This is a genomic window from Pseudaestuariivita atlantica (genome assembly GCF_001205715.1).
GTDB lineage: Bacteria > Pseudomonadota > Alphaproteobacteria > Rhodobacterales > Rhodobacteraceae > Pseudaestuariivita > Pseudaestuariivita atlantica.
Map to the genome: position 1 here is coordinate 13229 of NZ_AQQZ01000015.1, position 25165 is coordinate 38393.

A 25165-nucleotide genomic window follows, 5' to 3' on the forward strand; every position below is an offset into this window, starting at 1 on the left:
TCCTTGGAAAACAGATAAAAAAGAACGTGTTACGCAACTCTGCCCAGCATCGGCGCACCTGCGAAACTGCGTGCGAGGTCGTCGACGAAGGGTTGCATGTCGCCATCGGTGCGGGCGTTCACGCCCGCCGCACCCAGCGCATCGAAAAGGGCCGACCGCGCATCCGCCGTCTCGACCGCCGTTTGCGCAATCGTGCCAAGCGAGCCGGGATCGACCGTCGGCGCACCGGTCTGCGCCGTCTGCGGGATCGGCAGCAGGTCGTTTTCGGCGGCGGTCGGGTTGATCGGATCGCGGGCAAGGTTGGCGGCGGGGAAGGGGCCGACGCCGGTCATCGGGTGCAGCTTGGCTCCGACGCCGGTCAGGCCCGTCACCCGGCCCGGCAGCGTCTTGGCCTCGGCCTTGGGCGTCTTGCCCGCCGCGATCGGTTCGCCCCACAGCGCCTCTGGCACGGCGGCGATGTTCTGCGGCGTGTTCCACGTGGCCGCGATGTCCTGGATCTCGGCATCGCGGGTAATCTGCAGGTTCAGGTTGGACGACACGCAGTTGACGCCCATCGGCCGCACGCCCACGAAATACCCGTCTTCCCGTGCGCAGGGCGGTGCTCCCTCCTGCGCGGGGTCAAGCGTTGGCGGCGCGAGCGTGGACGTCTCCCCGTCGCCCGTCACCAGCGTCACCTCGGTCACCGGCCACGCGGTCTTCAGGTCGAACGAGAAATCCTTGGCCCGCACCAGCCAGCGCCCGTCTTTCATGTCGACCGGCATCCGGCCCGAGACGGGCACGATCTTGAGCACGTTGTTGAAGGGCACCGTGGGCTGGTCGTTGACCGCGGCGTGCACGCCTTCGGTCTGCGGCGCCTCGGCCTTGCTGTCCTGCGGCAGCAGGTCCGAGAAGCTGGTGAAGCTGATGTAGTCGGGATGCGTGTCCTGATCGGCCCCGAAACTGACCGAGAAGGACACGATCCACAGGTGCACATGCGCGACGCCGCCAAGTGGCGGACCCCACAGGGCCACGTCCGCGCCGACCTCGACCTTGATCGTGCCCTTGATGAACAGCAGGTTCACCGTGACAGAAACCCCGATGGACACGCCGACCGAGGCGACGAAGTGGAAGGGCTTCCACTGGATCAGGAAATCGGCATGCGCCGTGAACCACGCCCTGATCGGCCCGGCATGGAACTGCACGTCCAGCGCGCCACCCCCCATCGCCGCCGAGGGCGTTAGCGCGAAATAGCTCTCGCCCGAGATGTTGACGAGGTCCGACACCTTCCAGTTGAAGCCAAGGCGCGGCTCGTCCGGGTAATGGTCGGGCTTCTTGAAATAGGGGGAGTAGCCGCCCACCGTGACCACGAAATCGCCCGCATAGGGCGAGGGATCGAACCACACGGCAAAGGCAAACCCGCCCGTCAGCTTGCACTCGGGCGTCAGCACGTAGGAATTGGGCGTCAGCGCCAGCGTGGCGAGGATTTCACCCTTGGACGGCAGGATCAGGACGCGCAGGCCCAGTTCGACATAGACGAATGTCGTGGCCCCCGTCTGCGGCAGTTTCAGCCGCGACAGGCCCAGCAGTGCGATTTCGAACTCGTCGCCGAATTCCACGATCAGAAGCGCGTTGGAGGTCAGCACCTCGAACGTGGTGAACTGCACGCCGGCGGCGAGGAAATGCACGCCCTGCGCGGGGGGCACGTAGTCCTTGATCGCCTCCAGCGCCTTTGACGGTCCTGCATCCTTGCCGCCCACGGCCGACGGGTTGGCGATGCCCGCGACCAGCGGGAACTCCTGCACCTTGTCCTGTTCGGGGATCTTGATCGCGCGGTTGTATCCGAACCCGCCCGACAGCCCCGTGACGAAGAAGAAGGGCGGCCCGCCAAGCGGCACGTCGACCAGCACGAAGACGAAGAGCGACGGATGCCCGCTGACCTCGGCCCAGCTGCCAAGCGCGGTCAGTGAAAAGGCCGAGCCCACCTTGACCAGCGCGGTGCCGTTGTATTCCACGATCTCGGCGCCATCGACGGTCACCTTGTCCTTGTAAAGCCCGCCCGCCAGTTCCACCGGCCCCGCGTTCAGTTCGAAATCGATCCCTTCAAGGTCAAGCGAATAGGCCGAGATGTCGGTGGGTGTGCGCAGCGGGATGTCGACGCTCAGATCCTTCAGCGTCACCTCCAGTGCGGCGAGTTTCACCTGCCCGTTGAAGATGAGGTCGAGGTCGTAATCGGGGTTGGGTTGCTCCCACCCGATGCCCAGCGTCTTGACGAAGAGCGGCCCGAACGTGCGCTGGATCGGCAGCGTTACCGTGTCGGTCGGCTTGTCCTTGTCGTCATAGAGCTGGAAATTGACCGTGGTCGACTGGTCGGGATCGTGGATATAGGCGATGGCGGCGGAAAACGCGGGCGCAACGGCCTCCTTGTCCGACCCTTCCGCCTTGTCGGTTTCGCCCGATGACAAGAGGTTCTGCGCCACCGGGTTGCCCGACGCACCCGTCGCGTTGCCCACCGGCAGGCCGATGTGATCGGCCCGGATGCCGCCGCCCCAAGGGATTTTCGACAGGTCCGCGAAATCGAGCGACAGGTACATGCGCGGTTCGACCCCGCCAAGGCTGAACCCCTTGACCGAGGCCAGCGGCGTGTCCTCGGCCCCGGCATAGTCGAGGCCAAGGCTCACAAGTTCCACGCGCGGGCGGAAGCTGGGCGTTGTGCCGTCCTCGCGCACCACGAAGACCGACACGCCGGGTTTCGAATGGGTGCCCTTGGGATCGGCACGCTTGACCCAGTTCGCGTCGTCGGATTCGCCGGTGAAATACTTGCCGATCTGCAGCGTCAGGCTGTTGGGCTTCTTCGCGGTGTCCTTGGTTTTCGCGTCGGGCGTGTCCTTGGACTTGCCGACCTCGATATCCGGCACGGTCAGGCGCAGGCCGTAATCCGTCACCCCGTCCGAGATATCCTCGGACGTGATATAAATCCCGCCCTTGCCCAGCTTGACGACCGGGTCGGTGCGGCTGGCGAGGATCGACAGCCCTTCGGCCAAGAGCCATTCGGCGCGCTTCTTGGCGGTGTCGAGCGTCTTGACCTTGTCGAACGACCCGAACGTGAACGGATCGCCAGACCCGGAAGGCTTGGTCAAGAGCCCCAGATCGACGAAGACCTCGCCGATCTTCTTCTCGGTTGACGGGATCGTTGTGTCGGTCCAGCCCTTGACCGTGTCGGTGGCCAGGATCGGGTTGGCCCAGTTCGACACCTGCGTCAGCGCGTCCAGCAATCCCTGCAGCGTGGTCTGCGTCGATTGCGGGTTGGGCGGGGTGAAATCGGTAAACGTCAGTTCGAATTCGGGGTCTTGGGAAAAGTATACCTTTCCGGTCGCGGCCAGCCCCGTGAACGTCTCTGACCCGGTGGTGAATTTCTGTTTCGACTTGGCCTCGATCGTCAGGAGGATCGGGTGGTCATCGTCGCCCGTGACCACCACCTTGCCCGACAGGGGCAGCTGGAACAGCGGGATCGTGACATAGCCGTCGATGGTGACGGGCTTGCCCTCGGTGAACGCATGATAGAGCCCCGCCGACACGACCGAGGTCGCGCCTTCATTGGTTTTCGGCAGCACGATGTAGACGGGCGTCTTGTCGCCCTTCCAGTTGATCTCGTACCACGCGTTGCCATCGGGGCTGACATCCGACGGGTCTCCGAGGAAATCACGCAACAAGTTCAGCAGGTTGTCGCGGTCGTTGGGGATGTTCCGGATATAGGGGAGCGGATCGGCGAACCAGTCGAGGTTCAGTTCAAGCTGGTCCCCGGCCTCTTTCAGGATGCCGACAAGCAGGCCGATATCCTTCAGGCGCGCATCGATTTCCGTGGCGGGAAACGAAATGGCAGACGATTGATCGAGCAATAGTATCTTCAACCCCGGCACGTGGTGCCGACGCTGACCTCCGGGATCGAATTTTCAAATGACCTAACGTCAAGGCTGGCACAGAAGTTATCACCGGTAAAGATAATTCCTCGGAAAAAAGCCACTCAAGGTTGTATGCCTCTGGCAATGCACGGCAATTTCAGCACGGAAATGTCAGGAGCTCCCCGAATGTTCGAGGCTTTGCCGGGGGAGTGATGCGATCAGGGGCAGCTTGCCGTCGAAACGGGCAAGGGCGGTCTGGCCGACGCGTAGGTTGCAGGGTTGCCCGTCAGGCAATCCGGGTGGACCGGGGGCTTTCGTCCATCTGCCGCGTCAAGAGGTGCGCCAGCCGCAGCGACAGATCCCCGCGCACGGCGCGGTGATCGGGGTCGTCCCACAGGTTGTGCGTCTCGTCCGGGTCGGCCTGAAGGTCGTACAACTCCCCCCAATCCTCGCCCGCGTAGATCGTGAAACGCCAGCGCTTGTCGCGCAGGGTGCGCACGCGGGCCGGGGAGGCGAAGCCCAGCTTGGCGGGCCCGTCATTGAACTCGATCAGCACCTCGTCGCGGTGCCTGCCACCCGACAGCGCGGGGACGAAGCTGCGCCCCTGCATCCCGCGAAAGGGCGTCAGCCCCGCGCGGTCGAGGATGCTGGGCGCAAGGTCGATGGTCGAGGCGAGATCGAGGAAGTCCCGCGCGCTGCGGTCCGCCGGGTCGGACCAGATCATCGGCACCTGCGTGATCGACCGGAAGGGCAGGGAGCCTTTCAGCAACATCCCGAAATCGCCAAGGTAATCGCCGTGGTCCGAATTGAAGACGATCACCGTGTTGTCGTACTGCCCGCTGGCCTTGAGCGCGGCGATCAGGCGGCCGACCTGGTCGTCGATCATGGTGATCATGCCGGCGGTCAGGGCCATCGCTTCCTGCAATTGCCGCGCGCCCACCCGCGTCGCCGTCTGCGGCGTGAACTGGCCGCCGCCGGCGCGGTACTGCTCGTCCAGCCACGCCATCGGCGGCGGCGGGTTTCGGTGCGCCTCGAACGGCAGCGAAAGGTCGAAATCGGCGGGATCGTACATGTCCCAGTACCGCCCCGGCGGATTGAACGGGTGGTGCGGATCGGGAAAGCTGACATAGGCAAAGAACGGCGCCGCGCCCCGGTACGGCTCCTGCAGGTAGTCGATGGCGCGGTCGGCGATCCACGTGGTGGGATACAGCTCTTCGGGGATCGGCGTGCGGTAGGCCTGGGGGCAGGTGTAGTCGTGCGGCAGCTCGTTGGCCGGATCGCGCAGCGCCTTCCAGTCGGGCGCGGTCGCCTTGAACCACTGCTCGTAATGCCCGCCCACATGCGCGCCGTGGCGTGCCGCGAACTCCACCCGCTGGAACCCGAAATAGGGCGTCTTGACCGGGGTATAGCCGCCTTCGGGGAAGTTGGCGGGGGCCTCCGCCGACGGCGCGGGCGGGGTGGACCATGCCTCTTCGACGGGGCGCGGAGGCAGGTCGGGGGCGTCGGGCGCGTGGCGGGGGTCGTCCTCGGTAAAGGGTTGCAGGTGGCTCTTGCCGAAGGCGGCGGTGTCGTACCCGGCAGCCGCCAGCACATCGACAAAGGTGTTCGCCGTGACGGGCAGGGTGCAACCATTGTACCGCAACCCGTGCTGCGACGGCATCCGCCCGGTCATGAACGACGCGCGGTTCGGCATGCAGATGGGCGAGGCGGCGTGGAAATCGCGGAACAGCGTGCCGCGTGCGGCCAGCGCATCGATATGGGGGGTCCGCACCACCGGGTGTCCCATGCATCCCAGCCAGTCGGATCGCTGCTGGTCGGTCATGATGAACAGGAAATTCGGTCGCTTGGTCATGCGGTGCCTCGTCCCGGCGGCGTGTCGTCAAGCGCAACTGTGCCGCAGGGGTGGCCGTTCGGGCCAGTCAAAAAAGGTCCCGTCGTGCGATTGGCGGCAAAGCCGGCCTAGTCCCGTGCCTTTTCCAGCAACCGGATCAGTTCGAGAAACTTCGCGCGCTGGTCCTCGGGCGTGCCGGAGGCGAGCGCGTCCTCGATGCAATGCGCGGCATGGTCGTCCACCACCAGCTTCTCGACACCTTTCAGCGCCGCGCGCACGGCCGCGATCTGCGTCAGGATGTCGACGCAATAGCGGTCTTCCTCGATCATGCGCGCCACGCCCCGAACCTGTCCTTCGAGGCGCTTCAATCGTTTCAGCGTGGCGGTCTTGTTCGAGTGCATGGCGGAACCAACAGCAAGGGTGGCAGGTTTGTCGAGTGAAAACGGAGAAACCCCGCGACCGGGGCTTGAATGTATACCCTATGGGGGTATATGCACCGAACAGCGACGGACCGCAAGCATGCGCGCCACGCACCGTTCCTGAAGGAGAGAAAGATGCCACGGGATATGACCGAAACCGACCGAACCGACCCGGCACAGGCCGCCACCGGCAAGACGGCGGTCCTTTACCGGATGGTGCTGCCCGATCACCTGTGCCCTTCGGGCCTGAAGGCGCATTTCCTGCTGCGCCGCCACGGCTATGACGTGGATGACCGTCCCTTGACGACGCGGACTGAGACCGACGCGTTCAAGGCCGCGCATGACGTGCCGACCACGCCGCAGATCTGGATCGATGGAGAGCGCGTGGGCGGCTACCAGGACCTGCGCCAGAAGCTCGACGGGTACGATCCCAAGGCGACAACCTACCAGCCGGTGATCTTCCTGTTCCTGGTGGCGGCGGCGACGGCGCTGGCGCTGTCCTTTGGCTTCCTCGGCACGATCACGTGGCAGACGCTGGGCTGGTTTGTCTCGGTGTCGATGATCCTTCTGGGCATGCAGAAACTGCGCGACATCGAAGGGTTCACCACCGGCTTTCTCAACTACGACCTGGCCGCGCGGCGCTGGGTGCCCTACGCCTATATCTACCCGTGGGTGGAAACAGGCGCGGGCGTGCTGATGACCGGCATGATCTTTTCTTGGCTGTCGGCCCCGGCGGCGCTGATCATTTCGACCATTGGCGCGGTGTCGGTGTTCAAGGCCGTCTACATCGACAAGCGCGAGCTGAAATGCGCCTGCGTGGGCGGCAATTCCAACGTGCCGCTGGGCTTCGTGTCGCTGACCGAGAACCTCGGCATGATGGCGATGTCGCTGGTCATGCTCTGGATGCTTCTGGCCTGACGGGCCGCCCGGTCAGATCGAGACGCTTTGCAACAGGGCGTCCCGGTCGACCATGTCCTTCGGCCCTTCCCGGATCACCGCCCCGCGCGACAGGGCGGTGAACCGGTCGGCCAGGTCGAAGGCAAAGTCGAAATACTGCTCCACCAGTACGATGGCGATCTCGCCTTCCTCCCTCAACTGCGCGATCACGCGTCCGATCTGCTTGATGATGTTGGGCTGGATGCCTTCGGTCGGCTCGTCCAGCAACAGGATGCGCGGGCGGGTGATGAGCGCGCGGGCGATGGCCAGTTGCTGCTGCTGACCGCCTGACAGGTCGCCGCCCCGCCGGTGGCGCATCTCGTGCAGCACCGGGAACAGCTCGAAAATACGGTCGGGGATGGCGCGTGTATGGCGCGGCAGACAGGCGAACCCGGTTTCAAGGTTCTCTTCCACCGTCAGAAGCGGGAACACCTCGCGCCCCTGCGGGACATAGGCGATGCCGGCGCGGGCCGCCCGGAACGCGGTGGGGTGGCGCAGGTCAGTGCCGTGCACCGACACGGTGCCGCCGGAATAGGGGTGCCGCCCGGCGATGGCCTTCAGAAGGGAGGTCTTGCCCACGCCGTTCGTGCCCATCACGGCGGTGACCTGCCCGGCATGGGCCTCAAGGTCGACGCCGTGCAGGATCTGGCTTTGCCCGTAATGCAGCGTGAGCGCTTCGACTTTCAGCATGGCTCAGCGCCCAAGGTAGACATCGATCACCTCCTGGTTGGCGGTCACGTGGTCAAGCGAGCCTTCGGCGAGGACCGAGCCTTCGTGCAGCACCGTGACCTTGCAACCGAGGCGGCGGACGAATTCCATGTCATGCTCCACCACCACCACCGCGCGGGTCCGCGCGGCGCGTTTCAGAAGGTCGGTGGTGTGCTGGCGTTCCGCCGGGGTCATGCCCGCGGCGGGTTCGTCCACCAGCAGAAGGCGCGGGTCCTGCGCCAGCAGCATCCCGATTTCCAGCCACTGCTTCTGCCCGTGGGACAACTCGCCCGCGCGGCGGGGCAGGTCATCCGCCAGCCCGATCTCCTCGGCGATTTCCCTTATCCGCGCGCCGCCTTGCGGGGTCTTGCGATGGAACAGAACGTCGAACGGCCCGCGCTTGTTCTTCAGCGCCATGGCGAGGTTCTCGCGCACGCTCTGGTCCTCGAACACGGTGGGTTTCTGGAACTTGCGCCCGATCCCCGCCCGCGCGATCTGGCTTTCGTTCATCGACAACAGGGACACCGAACGCTCGCCCCAGATCACGGTGCCTTCGTCGGGTCGCGTCTTGCCGGTGACGATGTCCATGAAGGTGGTCTTGCCCGCGCCGTTCGGCCCGATCACGGCGCGCAGCTCGGGCTCGGCGATCTGGATCGACAGGTTGTTGATCGCGCGGAACCCGTCGAAGCTGACCGACACGCCCGAGACTTCCAGAAGCGTCGTCATGGGTCTTTCCTCACCAAGTGGTCGAAGAGGCCGCCGATGCCTTTCGGGAAAAACAGCGTGACGACGACGAAGGAGACGCCCAGCAGGACCAGCCACCAGTCGGTCCACTGGATGGTGTAGAACCCCAGCGGGATGTCCGGTGCGCCTCCACCCGTGAACCAACTGGATAAAAGCGATACGAAGGCCGCCCCGATCACCGCGCCATAGAGGCGCCCGCGCCCGCCGATGGCGACCCAGACAGCAAGGTAGATCGACGCGATGGGGGCAATCTCTGCCGGGTTGATGATGCCCGCCTGCGGGTAATAGAGCGCACCCGCGATGCCCGCCACGATGGCGGTGAGCGTGAAGACGAAGAGTTTATAGCTTTCAACGTGGTAGCCGAGGAACCTCACGCGGGCCTCGTCGTCGCGGATGGCTCGGATCACGCTGCCCATCTTGCCCGACACGACCCACGCGAAGAGCACGTATCCCAGCCCCAGCGCCAGCGCCGAGGCCCAGAGGAAGACGATGGAGATGACCGATTGCGGCACCGCTTCGAAACCGGGGATGTTCTGCAACCCGCTGAGCCCGTTATTGCCGCGCAACCCGCTGTCGTTCTGGAAAAGGTAGAGCGACAGGGCGAGTGTCATCGCCTGCGTCAGGATCGACAGGTAGACGCCGGTCACGCGGCTGCGGAAGGCGAGCCAGCCGAAGACCAGCGCCAGAAGCCCCGGCACCAGCGCGACCATCAGGAGTTGCAGGGCGAGGCTGTCGGCGAAGGCCCAGAGCGCGGGAAACTCGGACGAGCCGACCACGCCGAAGATCTGCACGCCGATCGCGTCGATCACTTCCTGTTCTGTGGGGGGCAGCGGGGCCTCGGCGAGGGATGCTTCGACGATCCGTTCGGTCCGCGCGTACATCAGCCACATGCCGATGGCGTAGCCGCCGATCCCGAAGAAGGCGAAATGCCCAAGCGACAGGATCCCGCAATAGCCCCAGACCACGTCCATCGCGATGGCGACGAGGCAGAGGCAGAGCGTCTTGCCCAGCGTCTTGACGAAGCTGGTGGACAAAAGCCCGATCCCGAAGGCGTCGGACAGGAATGTGACGCCGAGGGTGAAGGCGGACAGTGCCAGCAGGAACCACAGGACCGAGGGGTGACGCATCACGAAAGGTCTGGCGCCGCCTAGAGGCGTCGCGCCGGGCGAGGGGGCGCTGCCCCCTCGCGCTCCCCCGAGGTATTTTCGAACCGAAGAAGGGGTGGGTCGGGTCATGGGGTCAGTCTCCCGCCGCGCGGCCCCTGAGGGCGACGATGCCCTTGGGACGGAACTGGATGAAGAGGATGATGAAGAGGATCATGTAGGTCTGGGCAGCGAGCGTGTTCGACGGGTTGAACCATTCGATCCCCTTTTGCAGGAAGCCGATCAGGGCCGCGCCCGCGAGCGTGCCCCAGACATTGCCGACGCCGCCCACGACCACGGTCATGAAGCTTTGCACGATGTAGTCGGTGCCCATTTCCGAGGTGACCTTGGCGTATAGCCCGATGGCGACGCCGGCGATGCCCGCGATGCCCGATCCGAGGCCGAAGGTCAGCATGTTGATCCGGTCGGGGTTGATGCCCATGGACGCGGCCATGCCGGGGTTCTGGGTCACGGCGCGCACTTCCAGCCCCAGCCGGGTGCGGTTCAGCACGAACAGGATGAGGGCGAGGAAGGTGAGTGCCAGCACGAAGATCGCGATCCGGATATAGCTGATCGCCACCACGTCGTTCAGCACCCACGCCCCGTCCAGCCAGCCCGGAGAGGTCAGGGGCCGCGCCTGCGTGCCGAAGACGTTCTTGGCCAATTGCTGCAGCGCGATGGAGATGCCGAAGGTCGCAAGCAGGGTTTCGAGCGGGCGGTGGTAGAGCCAGCGGATCACCAGCCGCTCCATCGCGACGCCCGCACCGAAGGTCACGGCGAAGGCGAGCGGCAGGGCGAGAAGGATCGACAGGGTATAATCCGGCACGACCAGTTGCACGACATAGCCGGTATAGGCGCCCATCATGATGAATTCGCCATGCGCCATGTTGATCACGCCCATCACGCCGAAGGTGATGGCAAGCCCGATGGCGGCGAGGAAATAGATCGAGGCCAGCGACAGCGCGTCGAGCGACAGGTCGAGCACCTGGTTCACGCCCACGCGCGTTTCGATCGCGGTGAGCGCTTCTTCGGCGGCGGTGGTCACGGCGGGGTCATCCTCGGCATAGAGGGTGTAGAACACGTGGGCGTCGAGGGCGGCTTCGCGGTCCGCGTCTGTCACGGGCGGGGGGACGATGCCGGCCGTGGCCAGCGCGACATAGGCGGTGGCGCGGGCCGCGTCGGTGTCGAGGTCGGCGACGGCGACGCCCCCGACGGTTTCGCCGTCGATGTTGGCGATCAGCGCGTCGCGGATGGCCGCGGCGGTGACCGGGGCGGGGGCCAACCCGGCATCGACCAAATGCGCGTAGGCATCCTCCCGGCTCAGCGCGTCGGAGCCGGGGGTGAGCACAGTGGCGATGTTGGCGTCGTCGGGCAGGGAAGCGGCGACGCCGGGGCGGGTGGCGAGGATCTGGTTCAGGACCGCGCGCGTTTCGATGCTCATGCTGCCCGACAGGGCCGCGATGGCGGCGACGCGCGTCGCGGTGTCGTCGGCGAAGCGGGCGGTCAGCATCTGTGCCAGTTGCGCCTTGCGCGCCTTGAGCGACGGGTCGGGTTCGTCGGGGATCGAGGCGGAGAGGGGCGCAAGCTGGTCGGCGGCGGGGGAGCGCGCGATGGCCTCGACCGCTGCCTGACGGCGGGAAAGATCGGGGCTGGAGAGCTGGAACTGCACCAGCACCTCGCCAATGGCGCGGCGCACGCCGCCATTGGGGCGCACGGGCTTTGCATCGATGTCGGAGGAGATGACCTCGCCGGTATCCAGATCGACCAGCGCATCGCCCTCCTTGCGGAAGAACCGCCCGTCGGAGGCCCGGCGCACGACCTCGCGCCCCTGCCATGCTTCGAGGAAATCGACCGCCTGCGGCAGGTTCGACGCGGCGAGATCGTCCAGCACCACGCCAACCGTCTTGCGGCTGGGCTTGGCGACGAGATCCGCGTGGGTCTGCAGGATGTCCTGCAAGGTCTGCGCCACGGTCGGACCGGGCAGCGATACGCACAGCGCAAGGGCAATCAGGAAAGCGCGCAGCATGGCAGGTCCGGGGCGTACGAGGGAGAAGCCGTCAGGGCGGGAAAGGGGCGCGATGCGGGACCGCGCCCCCGGTCGTGTGGATCAGTAGTTCGACTTGATCTGCACGCAGGTCTCGGTCTGGGTGTTGTACATGCCGCAGCCGAGGTCCTTCCAGTCGGACTTCAGGACCGCCGATTCCGGCAGGAAGTCGGTCCATGCGTCACCCGGCACCTCGGCCGTCTGGCTGATGATGTCGAACTGGCCGTCGGCGGTGATTTCACCGATCAGAACCGGCTTGGACAGGTGGTGGTTCGGCAGCATGACCGCCGTGCCGCCGGTCAGGTTGGGGAATTCCTGACCGTACATCGCGCTGCGCACGGCATCGACATCGGTGGTGCCCGCCGCGGTTGCCGCGTTCACCCACATGTTGAAGCCGATGTAATGCGCCTCCATCGGGTCGTTTGTCACGCGGTCGGCGCCCATCTTGGCCTTCCACGCCGTGATCCACGCCTCGTTCGCCTCACCTTCGGCCGACTGGAAGTAGTTCCACGCCGCGAGGTGGCCGACGAGGTTGGTGGTGTCGAGGCCCGAAAGCTCTTCCTCCCCGACCGAGAAGGCGACGACGGGGATGTCATCGGCGGACACGCCTGCCGCGGCCAGTTCCTTGTAGAAGCCGATATTCGCGTCGCCGTTGATGGTCGAGATCACGCCCACCTGCTTGCCGTCCGCACCCAGCGCCACGACGTCGGCCACGATGGTCGCCCAGTCGGAATGGCCGAAGGGCGTGTAGTTGACGAAGATGTCCTCTTCGGCGATGCCCTTGGATTTCAGGTAGGATTCAAGGATGTTGTTGGTCGTGCGCGGGTAGACGTAATCGGTGCCCAGCAGCGCGAATTTCTCCACCCCCAGCTCGTCGAGGAAATAGTCGGTCGCCGGGATGGCCTGCTGGTTGGGCGCGGCGCCGGTGTAGAAGACGTTCTTGGACGATTCCTCGCCCTCGTACTGGACGGGATAGAACAGCAGGCCGTTCAGTTCCTCGATCACCGGAAGGACGGATTTGCGGCTCACCGACGTCCAGTTGCCGAAGATCACGTCGACCTCGTGCACGGTCAGCAATTCGCGCGCCTTCTCGGCAAAGAGCGGCCAGTCGGAGGCCGGGTCCACCACGACCGCCTCGATCTGGCAGCCCAGCACGCCGCCCTTGGCGTTCTGTTCTTCGATCAACAGCTCCATCGTGTCCTTCAGCGTAGTTTCCGAGATCGCCATCGTGCCGGACAGCGAGTGCAGCACGCCGACCTTCACGGGGCAATCGGCGAGCGCGGCGGTGCCCGAAAGCAGCAGGAGAGAGGCCGAAAGGCCCGCAAAAGATGTGAATGATTTCATCGCGTTGGTCCCATTTTGGGCATGGCGGGCGCGTTCGGCGTCTGGACAAGGATCACGACGCATCACTAGAACTCCCCCCACGCAGCTTTCACGTTGCCGTCGCGCGATGGTGCGGTTTTTGCAGGATCCACCGTCGCGCGACATCTCGTTTGACTTGAAGACGTCCAAGACGCCGCGACCCTGTCCCGGCGACGCGAAAACCGGCAATGTTCAAGGCAGGCGGTTCGCAGGGCTCCCGCCGCATCGCCCGTTCTTTGGGCAGCATCCGCCAGCACGCCGGATTATTGGGCAGCGTGGTGCCGTTTCCGGGCGCGGCACGGGCAGTCGGCGGGTCGTGCTCGGGTGAAGCACCCGAATGATCCGGCGCGGGGAGGGTCAGTTCCGGACGGGCGGTGCGCCGGCCCGGATCAGGCGGGCACAGATGCGGCGACCTGGGGCAAGCGCGGGGCCGACAGCTCGGCGATGCGGTCGGTCGAGGGATGGATGAGCCATGTCACGCCCATCATCACAAGCGTCGCACACCCGAAAACGAAGGTTCGCCCCCTGTCCACCAGCCGCAGCAGGTACCACAGGCCGGGGACAGACAGGGCGAGGAGGGGCCAGACGAGGTATGCGATAGCCAGCCCCCCCCCATTCCGACATTCGGCCATCCCTGCCACAGCACCACCTGCCAGAGGATGGCAACGCCCGCATAGGCACATGTCAGGGCCGCGGGCGTGGACACGGTCTTAGCGGCGCGTGAAGGTCAGTTCGGCACCGCTTCCGAAAAGAACGAGGTCACCGTTGCGCATGGCCCAGCCGTTGACCCGTTCCAGCGCATCGAGGAACCGGTATTCTGCCGTCATTTCGGGCTCGGGGCACAGTTTGCGGGTGCTGCCGATCTGCGCGATCCTCACCGACTGGCCGGATACCGCGTAGGTGGCGAAGTAGCGGTTGCAGCCCGAGGTGCCCGACACCTTGCCATCGGCGTCGAAATCCATTGTGATCTCGATGGACGGGGGCAGCGTGTCGCCCGCGATGCGGGTGCCTGTCCATGACGTGCCATCAAGGGTGCGGGTGGCGTCCGTTCCGGTCAATTCAGCGATCCTGTCCTGGTAAAGCGCCTCGACGCAGCGCCGGGGGTCGCCGGATTTCCAGCATTCGTTCCGCGCCCTGATCCATCCGCGCTGGAAGGCGCGCAGGGTCTTTCGCTGGCCCATCGTGGCCGTGTCGAGGCTTTGGGCATAGGCGGTGCTCAACGCGCGGTCGAGCCCTGCCAGCGTCGCATCCGAACAGATCAGCGTCTCGATCGATCCCTCGGCCCTCGCGCAGTCGAAGGACGGCCCGGCCGTGGATGCGGGCGCGGTGCCGGTCTGCGCGAACCTCTCGGGCCGCCAGATCAGTTGCGACACCGTCCAGCCCGCGCGAACGGATCGTGGCGGCAGTTCGCCGTCCGGCCCGGACCACCGGCCCGAGAAGACATAGATGATCTGCCCGCTTTCGGACGCGGCGCAGAGCATCTTGCCGGAAAAGGCCTCGGCTCCGGGAGAGCAGGTGCCCAGCTGGCGGTTCTGGTCCAGCCGGTCGTACCGGTCGCCCACGACCGGTCCCAGCCAGTTGGCGACGCGCGGCGACCCGGTGCTGATGGCGCCCACGCGCCCGCGCCCATCGCCGCTGACGGTGAACAGGCGCGCGCCCTTGCTGCGGGCGATGAAGAATTCGTGCGTGCCGTCCTCGGTCATCTGACGTTCGGACGTGAAGGAGACGCCGGGCATCGCATCCGACAGGGCGGCGGCGTCGAACCGGGTGTCGGCGGTGATCCCGCCAAGGCCGTGCACGCTGAGCCTGAACGCCTCGTCGGCAAGCGTCGCGGCAGCGGGCAGGATCGCCATGGCAAGACCCAGCAGGGCGGGGCGGGCACGGTATGGGAAGAAAGTGGACATGGGTGGACCCCTTCAAGAAGCAAGGGCCGGGGCCGCCGCTGCCGCCCCGGCCGGGTGTCAGGCGGCCTGGTTGCCGGTGCCGTCCGTTTTCGCGCTTCCAAGCGCCACGAAAGCGGACCCGGCAAAGATGAAGTTGATGCCGACAAGCACGCCGATGAAGGCAAGCGATGCACCGTTGGCGATGCCGGAAAAGACCAGCACACCCAGCACGATCGACATCAGGCCCGACGCGACCAGCAGGCCCCAGCGCGGCTGGTCCCGCATCTGGAGACCAAGGATCAGCCGCGTGAGGCCCTCGGCCACGAACACCATGCCAAGGAACACGGTCAGCGCCAGCAGGCCGCCGAACGGGTTCGCAAGGAAGACGATGCCGCCAAGCACGTAGACGATGCCGATGGCGAGGAGCCAGACGACCCCGCCCCATTCCTTTTCCTGGAAAGCCTGGAAGAGCGTTGCGATACCACCGACAAGGAATGCGACGCCGACCAGCAGCTCGACCGACAGCGAGGCCACCATCGGGAAGGCGAAGGCACCGATCCCGGTCAGGATCATCACGATGCCCAGCACGGTGAACCACCCGTTGCCGCGGGCGTCTTCGGCGTTGAAAGACGATTTCATCTGGTTATCCCCCATCTCTGATCAGTGCGCGTAGCGGAAGGCGGGCATCTTCGTCAGGTCTTCCTCGGTCGCCTTGGGAAGAACGAAATGCCCGTCAGTGCCGGTTTCGAACATGTCGGCGGGGATGGCGACGTACTTGCTGTCGATCCCGATGAAGCCGCCGACTTCCATGATGGCGAGGCTCACGTCGCCATGCGGCGCGATGATCAGGTCATGCACGTCGCCGACGCGGTCGCCGGCCTCGTTCTGGACGGTGGACCCGATCAGCCTGTTGGCGCTGTATCCCGCGGCGCGCACCTTGGCGACGTTGACTTCAACGCCAAGGATGGTCTCGCCCGCGGTGGGGGGTGTTGCGGTGGTCATGTGACTTCTCCTTTCTGTCATGCGAGCCGGGACATCAGCTCTTGTACTTGAATTCGGGGATCTTCTTGAGCTCCTCGGCGGTGGCGCGGGGCAGGACGACGACGTTGTCGGTCTTGCCGGGTTCGAACATGTCCGCCGGGACCGCCACCCACTTGGAGCCGATGCCGAGGAAACCGCCGACCTCGAGGATCGCGAGGCTCAGGTTGCCCTCGGGGGCGATGATCAGGTCGTGGACATAGCCGATGCTCTTGTCCTGGTCGTTGTGCACGTTGGCGCCGATCAGCTTGTTGGCGCTGTAGCCTTCGGTGACGACCTTGGAGACGTTTACTTCGACGCCCAGGACGGTCTCGCCGACGGTCTGGGCATGGACGGCAACGGTGCCTGCAAGGATGAGGGCGCCGGTGGCGATGATCTTGATCGTGTCTTTCATGGGTCTTTCCTTCCTTCGGGGTTGATGTGACCGCGGGTGGGCGGCCTAGGTATCGGTCACCTGGTCGAGGTGATCGCGATATGCTTTGACGGCGGCCTGCAGGGCTTCGTAATGGCGGTCGGCCTTTTCCTTGGCCTCGCGCACGGCGTCCTCGCCTTCGGTTTTCGCGCGGTCGGCAAGGTCGTCCATTTCGTCCTTGGCCTGGTGCCAGTCCTCTTTCAGCTTTTCGACCTGCGCCGCCGACCAGGCATCGGCCCTGTCGCCGGCGGCCTTTGCCTTGCGTTCAAGCTCGCTCAGCTCGTCGCCCAGCTCGTCGATGCAAGCCTTTGCTTTTTCGACAAACTTCGTTGTTTCCGTCATCTGTTTCTCCATCTCTTCCGCCTCTCGACGAGATATCGGGTTGCGATGGAGACACCTTGCCGGACCGCGACGCGCGGCATGAGTGAGTCACCGTGAATCGGGATGGGTTCGCGGTTGGATCACTGGTCTCGGGCAGGCGCCCGACATAGGGGAAGGCGGAAACCGGCGCGCATGGCTTGCGCAAATCCCCGCCTGCGGGCGCCGCCGGGAATTCGGACGCAACCAAACGGGCGAAGATGTGATAGTTTAATTTCGCCGGGGAGAGAGACATGAACACGATCGCGTCGGCCCCGATGGAGTCAGGGGTCGTTCGACAACAGTTGGAACGCATCCTGAAAAGCAGCCAGTTCGTCGAAACGACGCGGTTGCAACGCTTCCTGCGCTACCTCGTGGACCAGAAACTCGCCGGCAATGACGAGGCGCTGAAAGGGTATTCCATCGGCCTCGACGTGTTCGACAAACCCGACGATTTCGATCCCGCCATCGACACCATCGTCCGGGTGCAGGCCAGCAAGCTGCGCAGCCGGCTCGACCTGTATTACGCGACCGACGGGTCGGAGGACCCGCTGCGCATCCTCGTGCCGAAAGGATCGTATGTCCCGGTGTTCCAGGTGGCCTTCGATCCCGAAACGGCGGATCGGACGCAGGCGGCGGCGGGCGCGGGGGCGGATGCCGGGCCGGACACGCGCTACAGCATCGCGGTGATGCCCTTTGACAATCTCAGCGGCAGCCCGGACCAGGAATTCCTCGCCGACGGCTTTACCGAGGAGATCCTGAACGCGCTGGCCCGGTTCAAGGAATTCCGCGTCGCCGCGCGGCATTCGACGTTCCGCTACAAGAACAAGAAGGGCGACGCGCGCGAGATCGGGTCGGAACTGGGCGTGCGTTATATCCTCGAAGGCAGCGTGCGGCGCTGGAAGGACCAGATCCGCGTCACCTCGCAACTGATCGACGCCGAAACCGGCGGCCACATGCTGAGCGAGACCTATGACGACGACATGAACGTCCAGAACCTGTTCGACATCCAGGAAACGATCGCGTCGCGGATCGCGGCGGAGGTCGCCGAACCGCATGGCGTGATCCACAAGCTGGGCTCGGCCCATCGCAAGGCCGCGACCACCGATCTTGATGCCTATGAAAGCCGCCTCCTGGCGAGCGAATATTGGCGAAGCCCCAGCGCGGATGCGCATCGCAGGGTGGGGAGGTTGCTGGAACGGGCGGTGGCGCTCGATCCCGACTATTCCGGGGCATGGGCGATGCTGGCCATCGTCTACGGGGACGAGGTGCGCTTCGGGTTCGAAAGCGACAGCGCCACGCCGCCGCTGGACCGCGCGCTGGAGGCCGCGAAACGGGCGGTGGCCGCCGATCCGAAGGACGCGGCAGGCTACCACGCGCTGTTCATGACCCATTTTCACCGCAACGAGATGTCGGCCTTTCAGGAGGCGGCGGACCGCGCGCTGTCGCTCAACCCCAACTACCCCGACATGCTGGCCGATTACGGGCTGTGCATCGGGTTTTCCAGGGACCACGCCGAGGGGCTGGACTACATCCGCCGCGCGAGTGATCTCAGTCCCGATCCGCCGGGGTGGTTCAAGCTGAACACCGCGATCCTTCTGTACCTGCAGCGCGATTACGAAGCCGCGCGCGCCGCGATCGAGGGGTCGAGCCTTGGCGCGTCCTTCTGGGGCGATATCGCGCGCGCGATGATCAATGCGAAGCTGGACCGCCCGCGGATCGCGCGGGACCGGATGGACAGCGCGCTGGCGCAGATGCCCGCCTTTCCCGCGATCGCCCGCGAGGCGCTTGCCATCTGGAACATCCGACCCGAGGACATGGACCACATGGTCGAAGGCTGGCGCGCGGCCGGGTTGACCTTGCCCGACTGACCGGGCGGTCACCGTGACTCACTCCGCGCGCGGCGCGGGGCAGGGCAGCCTTGCGGTCATCCACCAGCCCGGAGGCCGCCATGTCCGCACACACCCCCGTCACCGAGGAGCAGGAGGCCGAGGCGCGCGCCTTCATGCTGTCGACCATCGCGATTTCGACCAGCGTGTTCGGCATCGCGTTCTTCTACGGTGTCTTCAACACCATCTTCTTCGAACACCTGTTCTATGTCTGGGTGGCGTCGACCGTGGCCATGGTCGCCAGCCTGTTCGTGCCGCCGGTCGACGGCCTTCCCGGCCTCGTGTCGTGGCGCGGGCGGTTCGTGCTGATCCTGCCCTCGGTCCTGATGGCGTGGCTTCTGTTCAGCGAGAGCCCGTCGCTCGACATCGCCGAAACCGGCTGGTTCGAGTGGCTTCTGGCGCTGGTCGTCGTGGGCCTGTCGCTGCCCTACCTGCTGGTCGTTCTGATCGTCGTGGCGATCCCGGATGTGGACCAGTTGCGGCAACCGCGCCTGCGGGGCGCGATCCTTGCGATCTGCCTGGCGACCGTGATCGCCGGCTTCCTCGTCGGGCGGTATCACTACCGCTTCATCACCTGCCACGATTTCGCTGTGTCGGGAAACTTCGTCCCCGACAATTGCCTCAAGGCACGACCCGGCACGGGTTCACGGTAAATCACTGCCGCCCGCCTCCGCGCGGGATCAGGCTTCGGGCATCGATCCACAGAAGGAATGTCCAGATGCTCGATCAAATCCCGCACTTTCTCTGGCTGGGGCTGGTGGCCACCACCCTTGATGTCGACAATGCCCTTTACATGACGTCCTCGATCCAGGGCCGTAGCGAGAAGGAGCAGAACCGCCTGATCCTGTGGGGGCTTGTCGCGGAATATGCCGCGCGCTTCGGTCTTGTCCTCGTGGCTTTCTACCTCGCCACCGGCAAGGAGGTCCTGTTCTCGGTCCAGGGGTTCGACGTGACGCCGCAGACCGTCGCGCTGCTGGGGGCGGGGGTGTTCCTGTTCTGGTCAAGCGCCCGCGATCTCTGGGCGTTTCACGCCGGGAACGGTGACGAGGGCGGCGCCACCAAGGCCGTCGCCAAGGCGACCTTCGGCGCTGTCTTGCTGCAAATGACCGTCGTCAACACGGTCCTGTCCATCGACACCGTGATCGCGGTCGCGGGCATGACCAAGCTGCTATGGGGCGCGGCGATCATCCTTGGCGTGTCGTCGCTCATCCGCTTCCTCTTCGTGCGCCAGATCGCGGCCTTCCTGTCCGCCCACCCCGAGACCAAGATCGTGATCTTCACCTTCCTGATGCTGATCGGGCTGCAGCTGGTGCTGCAGGCGTTCAACGACGACCTGCCGGAAACCGCGTTCAACATCATCATGCTGATCGCCATCGCGGTCGCCCTTTTCGGCCAGCGCAACAGGGTGGGCGCCAAACCTTAACGGTGACTCACTCCTGCGACGGGACGACCTGGCCCAGGGTCGTCCCCGGAAACGACGGTTCCCCGTTTCCACCTCCCGCGGTCCTCCCGCTCACCACTCCCTCTCTGTCCATGACAGCGGGAGGACCAACCAGACCAGAGGAAAGACCAATGCAGACGACGCCAGACCCCGCCCGCGTGGCCGAGGCCGCCGCCAACCCGCTTCTCAACGCCACCCTCGCCACGGGCCTCGTCCTGATGTCGATCTTCATCCTGATGGCCGGGAAATCCGTCCTTGTGCCCTTCGCCATGGCGATCCTGTTGTGGTTCATCATCAACGCGCTGGCGCGCCGGCTGGGGCGGCTGGTCGGGCGCAACGGCGAACCAGGGCTGGGCGCGCTGGCCGGGGCCATCTTGATCGTCGTCGCCATCTGCATCGGTGTCGTGGAAATCGTCGCCGCCAATGCGCTGGCCATGGTCGAAAAGGCACCGGGATACAGCAACAACATCGAAGCCCCGACGGACAGGCTGTCGGGCCTGATCGGCCTCAAGACCTTTGCCGAGATCACGGCGGCCATCGACGCCTTCGACTTCACCGTGATCGCCGCGCCACTGGCCGACGGCTTCGCCGCCTTCGCGGGCAGCGCCAGCGCGGTCGTGATCTATGTCGTTTTCCTGCTGGCCGAACAGCATGTCATCGGCGCCAAGCTGAAGGCCATGGTGCCCGACAAGGCGCGCCACGCCCGCATCAGCGCCGTGTTCGCGGAAATCGGTCAGCGAGTGCGCACCTACCTGTTCACCAAGAGCCTCACCAGCGCCGCGATGGCGGGCATGGTCTGGATCGCGCTGGCAATCGCGGGCGTCGATTTCGCGGGCTTCTGGGCGTTCCTCGTCTTCGTGATGAACTTCATCCCGGTCGTCGGCGGCGTGGTCAGCGGGGTCTTTCCCGCCGCGCTTGCGCTGGTGCAGTTTCCCACGCTGACGCCCTTCCTGATTGTCGTCGCTGGCGTGGGCATCGCCCACTTCGTCATCGGCAACATCGTCGAACCCCGCTTCGTCGGCGGTTCGGTCAACCTCAGCCCCCTCGTCGTCATCCTCGCGCTGTCGGTCTGGGGGTTCATCTGGGGCGTCGCGGGCATGTTCCTGTGCGTGCCCATCACCGTGATCGGAATGATCGTCTTTTCCGAGTTCCGCTCCACCCAACCCGTCGCCATCGCCCTGTCGGAACGTGGCGAGATCACCTGAACCCACACCAATGAACGGAGACTGACATGACCAAGAAAACCAATGCCTCGCGGGTCGAGGAGCTTGCCAACGAGGCGGCAAACCTGCCGATCAACACCGACAGGACGCTGTCAGACGAAGTGTCGGACCTGATGGCCCGGCTGGCGCAGGAAAACGACGTGCTCAAGCAGGAGATGGCGGCGATGAAGAAACGCGTCACATCGACCATGAAGATGGGCAAGGAAGAGCTGAAATCCGAAATCGCCCACCACCCCGTGCAATCGGTGCTGACCGCCTTCGCGCTTGGCGTCGTCGTCTCGCTCGTCGCGCGGCGCTGACCCCGGAGGGATGGAGGATGGTGAATTCGACCACGTTCCGTCGCCTCGCCCTCCTGGGGCGCATCAAGTCGATGCGCCTCAGGATCGCGGTGCAGCACGCCTCACGGCAGATGGCCGTCGTGGCCTTTGCCCTGCTGCTGGCTCTCGGCGGGATCGGCCTGCTGATGTTCTGCCTGTTCACGCTTCTGGCGGCTGAATTCGGCGTCATCCTCGGCGCGCTGGTATCGGGCGTGCTTCTGCTGGTCGTCGCGGGCCTTGCGATCGCGGGCGCGGCGCGCATGAAACCCCCGGCCGAAGCCGCGATGCTGGACGAGGTCGAGCAGACGCTGGTGGGAGAGATCTCTGCCGATCTGGCGGGGATCGAGACCGGCCTCAAGCGGATCGAGACCGGCACCTCGGCCCTGTTCAAGGGCGACTACCTCACCGCGCTGGCGAGTTTCGCCGGGTCGGTCCGGTAAGCGGTTGCGCCCGATGCCCCTGTTTCTCCAGACGCTTCTTGCCGCGCTCTTCCTCGCCCTCGTCCCGGCGCTGCCGGGATCGGCGCAGAACGCCCCCGATGGCGCGGACACCGCCGCGCTTTCCGACCCCTATGGACGCGTCTCCCCCCGCGGCACGGTGGACGGGTACCTCAAGGCGATGCGCGAGGCCGATCCCGACAAGGCCGCGCTTTTCCTCGATCTGCGGGAGGTGCCGAAGGGGCAGGGCGCGCGCCGGGCCACGCAGTTGAAGGACCTGCTGGATGACGGCGGGTATTTCTTTGCCGCCGACGAGATATCAGCGAGGCCCGACGGCAACCTCGCCGACGAGATGAGCGCCGACCTCGAAGAAGTGGGGGCGCTGACGGCGGGCAACCGGGACCGGCCCCTGATCCTGCAACGTGTCGCGCAAAGCGGCGGACACAGCATCTGGCTGTTCTCGGCGCCCACCGTCGCGTCCATTCCCGACCTGCACCGCGTCGCGCGGCGGGGAGTGCTGGACCGGGTGCTGCCCGAGGACCTGAAATCGGTCAAGCTGCTGACGGTGCCCGTCGGGCACTGGCTGGCCATCCTGATCGTCGCGGGCCTCTCTGCGCTGGTCGGCTACTGGCTGGCCCGGCTGGCGCTGGGCGCGCTCGACTGGCTGCTGAAGGCGCGCCGCACCTCCGCGGTGCCGCTCGACATCGAACCCGTCTTTCTTCCGCTCGGCACCCTGCTGGCGGTCACGATCTACCGCGAGGCGGTCGTCCTCATCGGTATCCAGGTCGTGGCCCGCGGCGCCATCGACTGGATCGCCGTGACGATCCTGTGGCTGGCCTTTGCCGTTCTGTGCCTCAAGGTCGTCGACCTGATCGCCGATGTCATCCGGTCGGCGGTGCAGGCGGGCGCGCATAATGCCTCGATCGCCGCGCTCATCCTGATGCGCAAGGTCGCCAAGGCGGTGATCCTCGCCGTGCTCACCGTGCAGATCCTCGAAATCCTCGGATTCGACGTCACGACCGCGATCGCCGCTTTGGGGATCGGCGGCCTCGCGCTCGCCCTCGGCGCGCAAAAGACGGTCGAGAACCTCGTCGGCTCGGTCAACGTGGTCGCCGACCGGCCCGTCGAAGTCGGCGATTTCTGCCGGTTCGGCGACGTGACCGGCACGGTCGAGGATATCGGCATCCGCTCCACCAAGGTGCGGACGCCCGAACGCACCATCGTCACCGTCCCGAACGGCACCTTCGCGGCCATGCAGATCGAGAATTTCGCGGTGCGCGACCAGTTCCTGTTCAACGCCGTCCTCGCCCTGCGCTGCGACACGCCGGCCGCGGACCTGCGCCGGATCCTCGACGCTCTCCGCACCGACCTGCAATCCTGTCCCGCCATCGCCGAGGGCGCCCGCGTCAACCTCACCGCGCTCACCCGCGATTCCATCGAAATCGAGATCTACTGCTACGCGCGGGCCGCCGATTACCCGTCATTCCTCGCGCTCCGCGAAGAACGCCTCCTCGCGATCCTCGCCACCGTGTCCGCCAGCGACTCCCGCTTCGCCTTCCCGCCCCGCCTGGTGACCCTGCGGGAATAGAGACCGCAAGTCCTTCCATCGGCCAAGGCCAATCGGACGCGAAGACGCGACCTCGCCACCCGAGCATTCCGATTGCAGCGATGGAGGGAAGGTGGAGGCGAGTACCGGAATCGAACCGGTGTACACGGATTTGCAAAATATGCGCAGTTAATTCCAGCCAATAAAAACAGCGGTTTAAGCCGCTGGAATTTTGGTGTGTATGATTTTGTGTAGGCAGGCCAAGCTCGCAAAACGCAGCTTTTCACCCAAGCTCAACCAAGCTTATTCAGTTTCGCGTACCAGTTCTAATAGCCTAATGAAATTCGCCTGCTTGTCGTTGCTTTTCCACCGATTAATGAACCAACAAGTTGCCTGCATGTTGCCTGCCAGATAGTCGCCATCGCTATCGATGCGGTCGATTGAGACCTGCATGTCCGTGTCGGTTTTGTTTGAGGGTAGCTCGTAGGGTAGCCCACTGATTTCGCATAGCCCGTTTGCACGCTTCAAAACGGCCAAGACGTTCTGCCTCAATGCTTCGTCTGTGTTCTTTGCTTTCTTTGTGGAAGTGACTTGCTGCCCGTTTGAGTGTTTGACTGTGTTTTCAATGCGGTTGGCTAGAACCCAAGCTGTTTTCTCCAGTTCATTCAGTGTGCTGCCCATCCCGGACTTGCCTGCCATCGGCGCATCCCACGCGCCCAAAACCCAAACAAAGCTGTGTGCATCTATGAGTTCGATACTGGACAGATGAAGACCGTGTGCAATCATCGGTCTAAGTGTCGCCAAGATATCCAAGAAACCTTGGTAGTTTTCCCACGAGCAGCGGCCTTGCATACGGTGTTCAACACCAAGTTTGCGTAGCCCTTTTTCTAGGTATTTTGGCCGCAACGGGGTGTACTCTTGCGCATCCTTTAAGAAGTAAAAGTAAGAAATAACTGGGTAGATCGGTCCGATTGCATCAATCCAAGCCTCGAATAGCTCTGCATCTGTTAATGCTGTTTCGACAAAGAGTTCGTAAGCAAGCGCTTCTAGCCTTCTGCGATCATCGCCCTTTGCGTCTTTGAGCTTAATGTGGCCCTCCGTTCCGGGGCCGTTTCGTGCCTCGATCATAATGAGATTGTTGTCGGGCACCTCGATGGCGGCGATCATGCAATCTAGTATTTCGCCTGAACCGATGGTCTGTTCTGTCCACGTCTGTGTGCGCAAGTTAGCCAGAGCTGAGCTTCTAACTAGCGTCTTGTATCCTTCTTGCGTCCCAACAACGCCTGTGCGGAAGTCTTCGAACTCTCGATTTCCTGGCTCTTGCGCTCTGACGCGGGCCAAAAACTCATCTCGCGCCAAATCAAATGTGTTTTGATCAATCATTACAACCTCAAGCATGCGTTTCCCCTGAGGCTAGCACGCGAGACCAACATATACTGCAAGATAAGATGAGAACGCGTTAGTCAGCTTCTGCTACGGCGCGTGCGAGTACATTGATAAGTGCAAATTGAACCGCCCCGGGTTTACCGGAGAGTTTCTGGTTCAATAGTTAGGCTGC

The 25165-nt window shown here is 64.7% G+C and carries 23 protein-coding genes; 8 read left to right on the top strand and 15 right to left on the bottom strand.

All coding sequences use genetic code 11. The features are described from left to right. Positions 1–29 precede the first annotated feature (29 nt). The 3 genes from ATO11_RS19025 to ATO11_RS19035 all read right to left on the bottom strand — a co-directional run bounded on the left by ATO11_RS19025 (position 30) and on the right by ATO11_RS19035 (position 6110). Positions 30–3896: a DUF6603 domain-containing protein gene (locus ATO11_RS19025; protein WP_134643171.1), complete on the bottom strand. Its 3867-nt coding sequence runs from the start codon at positions 3894–3896 to the stop codon at positions 30–32. A gap of 268 nt (positions 3897–4164) precedes the next feature. Further along, complete coding sequence (locus tag ATO11_RS19030; RefSeq protein WP_050532515.1) at positions 4165–5730, bottom strand: sulfatase family protein; 1566 nt, start codon at positions 5728–5730, stop codon at positions 4165–4167. A gap of 107 nt (positions 5731–5837) precedes the next feature. After that, positions 5838–6110, bottom strand: coding sequence for a metal-sensitive transcriptional regulator (locus ATO11_RS19035; protein ID WP_050532516.1), 273 nt, complete (start codon positions 6108–6110; stop codon positions 5838–5840). 153 nt (positions 6111–6263) lie between these two features. Here ATO11_RS19035 and ATO11_RS19040 point away from each other — a divergent pair, with 153 nt between their 5' ends. Next, positions 6264–7046 carry a MauE/DoxX family redox-associated membrane protein gene (locus ATO11_RS19040; protein ID WP_242601467.1) on the top strand — a complete coding sequence of 261 codons (783 nt, stop codon included), beginning with the start codon at positions 6264–6266 and terminating at the stop codon, positions 7044–7046. Positions 7047–7058: 12 nt separating this feature from the next. On the opposite strand, the gene urtE is transcribed toward ATO11_RS19040, so the two are convergent. From urtE to ATO11_RS19095, 11 genes are all read right to left on the bottom strand, one after another. Beyond that, positions 7059–7754, bottom strand: a complete 696-nt coding sequence (gene urtE, locus ATO11_RS19045; protein WP_050532518.1) for an urea ABC transporter ATP-binding subunit UrtE — start codon at positions 7752–7754, stop codon at positions 7059–7061. A 3-nt stretch (positions 7755–7757) separates the two neighbouring features. Next, complete coding sequence (gene urtD, locus ATO11_RS19050; RefSeq protein WP_050532519.1) at positions 7758–8498, bottom strand: urea ABC transporter ATP-binding protein UrtD; 741 nt, start codon at positions 8496–8498, stop codon at positions 7758–7760. Continuing rightward, the gene (urtC, locus tag ATO11_RS19055; RefSeq protein WP_050532520.1) at positions 8495–9643 is read right to left on the bottom strand and encodes an urea ABC transporter permease subunit UrtC; all 1149 of its coding nucleotides are present in this window, start codon (positions 9641–9643) and stop codon (positions 8495–8497) included. Before urtC ends, urtD begins: the two co-directional genes overlap by 4 nt. Positions 9644–9755: 112 nt before the next feature. After that, on the bottom strand, positions 9756–11684 hold the full coding sequence (gene urtB, locus ATO11_RS19060) for an urea ABC transporter permease subunit UrtB (protein ID WP_050532521.1): 1929 nt from the start codon (positions 11682–11684) through the stop codon (positions 9756–9758). 81 nt (positions 11685–11765) lie between these two features. Continuing rightward, entirely contained in the window at positions 11766–13046 is a 1281-nt protein-coding gene (gene urtA / locus ATO11_RS19065; protein ID WP_050532522.1) for an urea ABC transporter substrate-binding protein, read from the bottom strand. A gap of 407 nt (positions 13047–13453) precedes the next feature. Then, on the bottom strand, positions 13454–13696 hold the full coding sequence (locus tag ATO11_RS22230) for a hypothetical protein (protein ID WP_050532523.1): 243 nt from the start codon (positions 13694–13696) through the stop codon (positions 13454–13456). 78 nt (positions 13697–13774) lie between these two features. Further along, positions 13775–14968, bottom strand: a complete 1194-nt coding sequence (locus tag ATO11_RS21380; RefSeq protein WP_082176469.1) for a DUF1131 family protein — start codon at positions 14966–14968, stop codon at positions 13775–13777. 57 nt (positions 14969–15025) lie between these two features. Continuing rightward, complete coding sequence (locus ATO11_RS19080; protein WP_165587001.1) at positions 15026–15586, bottom strand: HdeD family acid-resistance protein; 561 nt, start codon at positions 15584–15586, stop codon at positions 15026–15028. Positions 15587–15607: 21 nt separating this feature from the next. Then, complete coding sequence (locus tag ATO11_RS19085; protein WP_050532525.1) at positions 15608–15949, bottom strand: PRC-barrel domain-containing protein; 342 nt, start codon at positions 15947–15949, stop codon at positions 15608–15610. Positions 15950–15983: 34 nt separating this feature from the next. Beyond that, positions 15984–16379 carry a PRC-barrel domain-containing protein gene (locus tag ATO11_RS19090; RefSeq protein WP_050532526.1) on the bottom strand — a complete coding sequence of 132 codons (396 nt, stop codon included), beginning with the start codon at positions 16377–16379 and terminating at the stop codon, positions 15984–15986. A 45-nt stretch (positions 16380–16424) separates the two neighbouring features. Further along, complete coding sequence (locus tag ATO11_RS19095; protein ID WP_134643172.1) at positions 16425–16739, bottom strand: hypothetical protein; 315 nt, start codon at positions 16737–16739, stop codon at positions 16425–16427. A 269-nt stretch (positions 16740–17008) separates the two neighbouring features. Between ATO11_RS19095 and ATO11_RS19100 the strand changes: the two genes are divergently transcribed. From ATO11_RS19100 to ATO11_RS19130, 7 genes are all read left to right on the top strand, one after another. Beyond that, the gene (locus ATO11_RS19100; RefSeq protein WP_050532528.1) at positions 17009–18625 is read left to right on the top strand and encodes a hypothetical protein; all 1617 of its coding nucleotides are present in this window, start codon (positions 17009–17011) and stop codon (positions 18623–18625) included. Between the two features lie 80 nt (positions 18626–18705). Then, on the top strand, positions 18706–19296 hold the full coding sequence (locus ATO11_RS19105) for a hypothetical protein (protein ID WP_050532529.1): 591 nt from the start codon (positions 18706–18708) through the stop codon (positions 19294–19296). Between the two features lie 65 nt (positions 19297–19361). Then, positions 19362–20066 (top strand): TerC family protein, encoded by a 705-nt coding sequence (locus ATO11_RS19110; protein WP_050532530.1) that lies wholly within the window; start codon positions 19362–19364, stop codon positions 20064–20066. 149 nt (positions 20067–20215) lie between these two features. Beyond that, positions 20216–21289: an AI-2E family transporter gene (locus ATO11_RS19115; protein ID WP_050532531.1), complete on the top strand. Its 1074-nt coding sequence runs from the start codon at positions 20216–20218 to the stop codon at positions 21287–21289. Between the two features lie 26 nt (positions 21290–21315). Then, entirely contained in the window at positions 21316–21606 is a 291-nt protein-coding gene (locus ATO11_RS19120) for a hypothetical protein (protein WP_050532532.1), read from the top strand. A 17-nt stretch (positions 21607–21623) separates the two neighbouring features. Continuing rightward, positions 21624–22064: a hypothetical protein gene (locus ATO11_RS19125; RefSeq protein WP_050532533.1), complete on the top strand. Its 441-nt coding sequence runs from the start codon at positions 21624–21626 to the stop codon at positions 22062–22064. 13 nt (positions 22065–22077) lie between these two features. Beyond that, positions 22078–23649: a mechanosensitive ion channel family protein gene (locus tag ATO11_RS19130; RefSeq protein ID WP_050532534.1), complete on the top strand. Its 1572-nt coding sequence runs from the start codon at positions 22078–22080 to the stop codon at positions 23647–23649. A gap of 261 nt (positions 23650–23910) precedes the next feature. On the opposite strand, the gene ATO11_RS19135 is transcribed toward ATO11_RS19130, so the two are convergent. Further along, positions 23911–25005 (bottom strand): hypothetical protein, encoded by a 1095-nt coding sequence (locus tag ATO11_RS19135; RefSeq protein ID WP_134643173.1) that lies wholly within the window; start codon positions 25003–25005, stop codon positions 23911–23913. Positions 25006–25165: the final 160 nt, after the last annotated feature.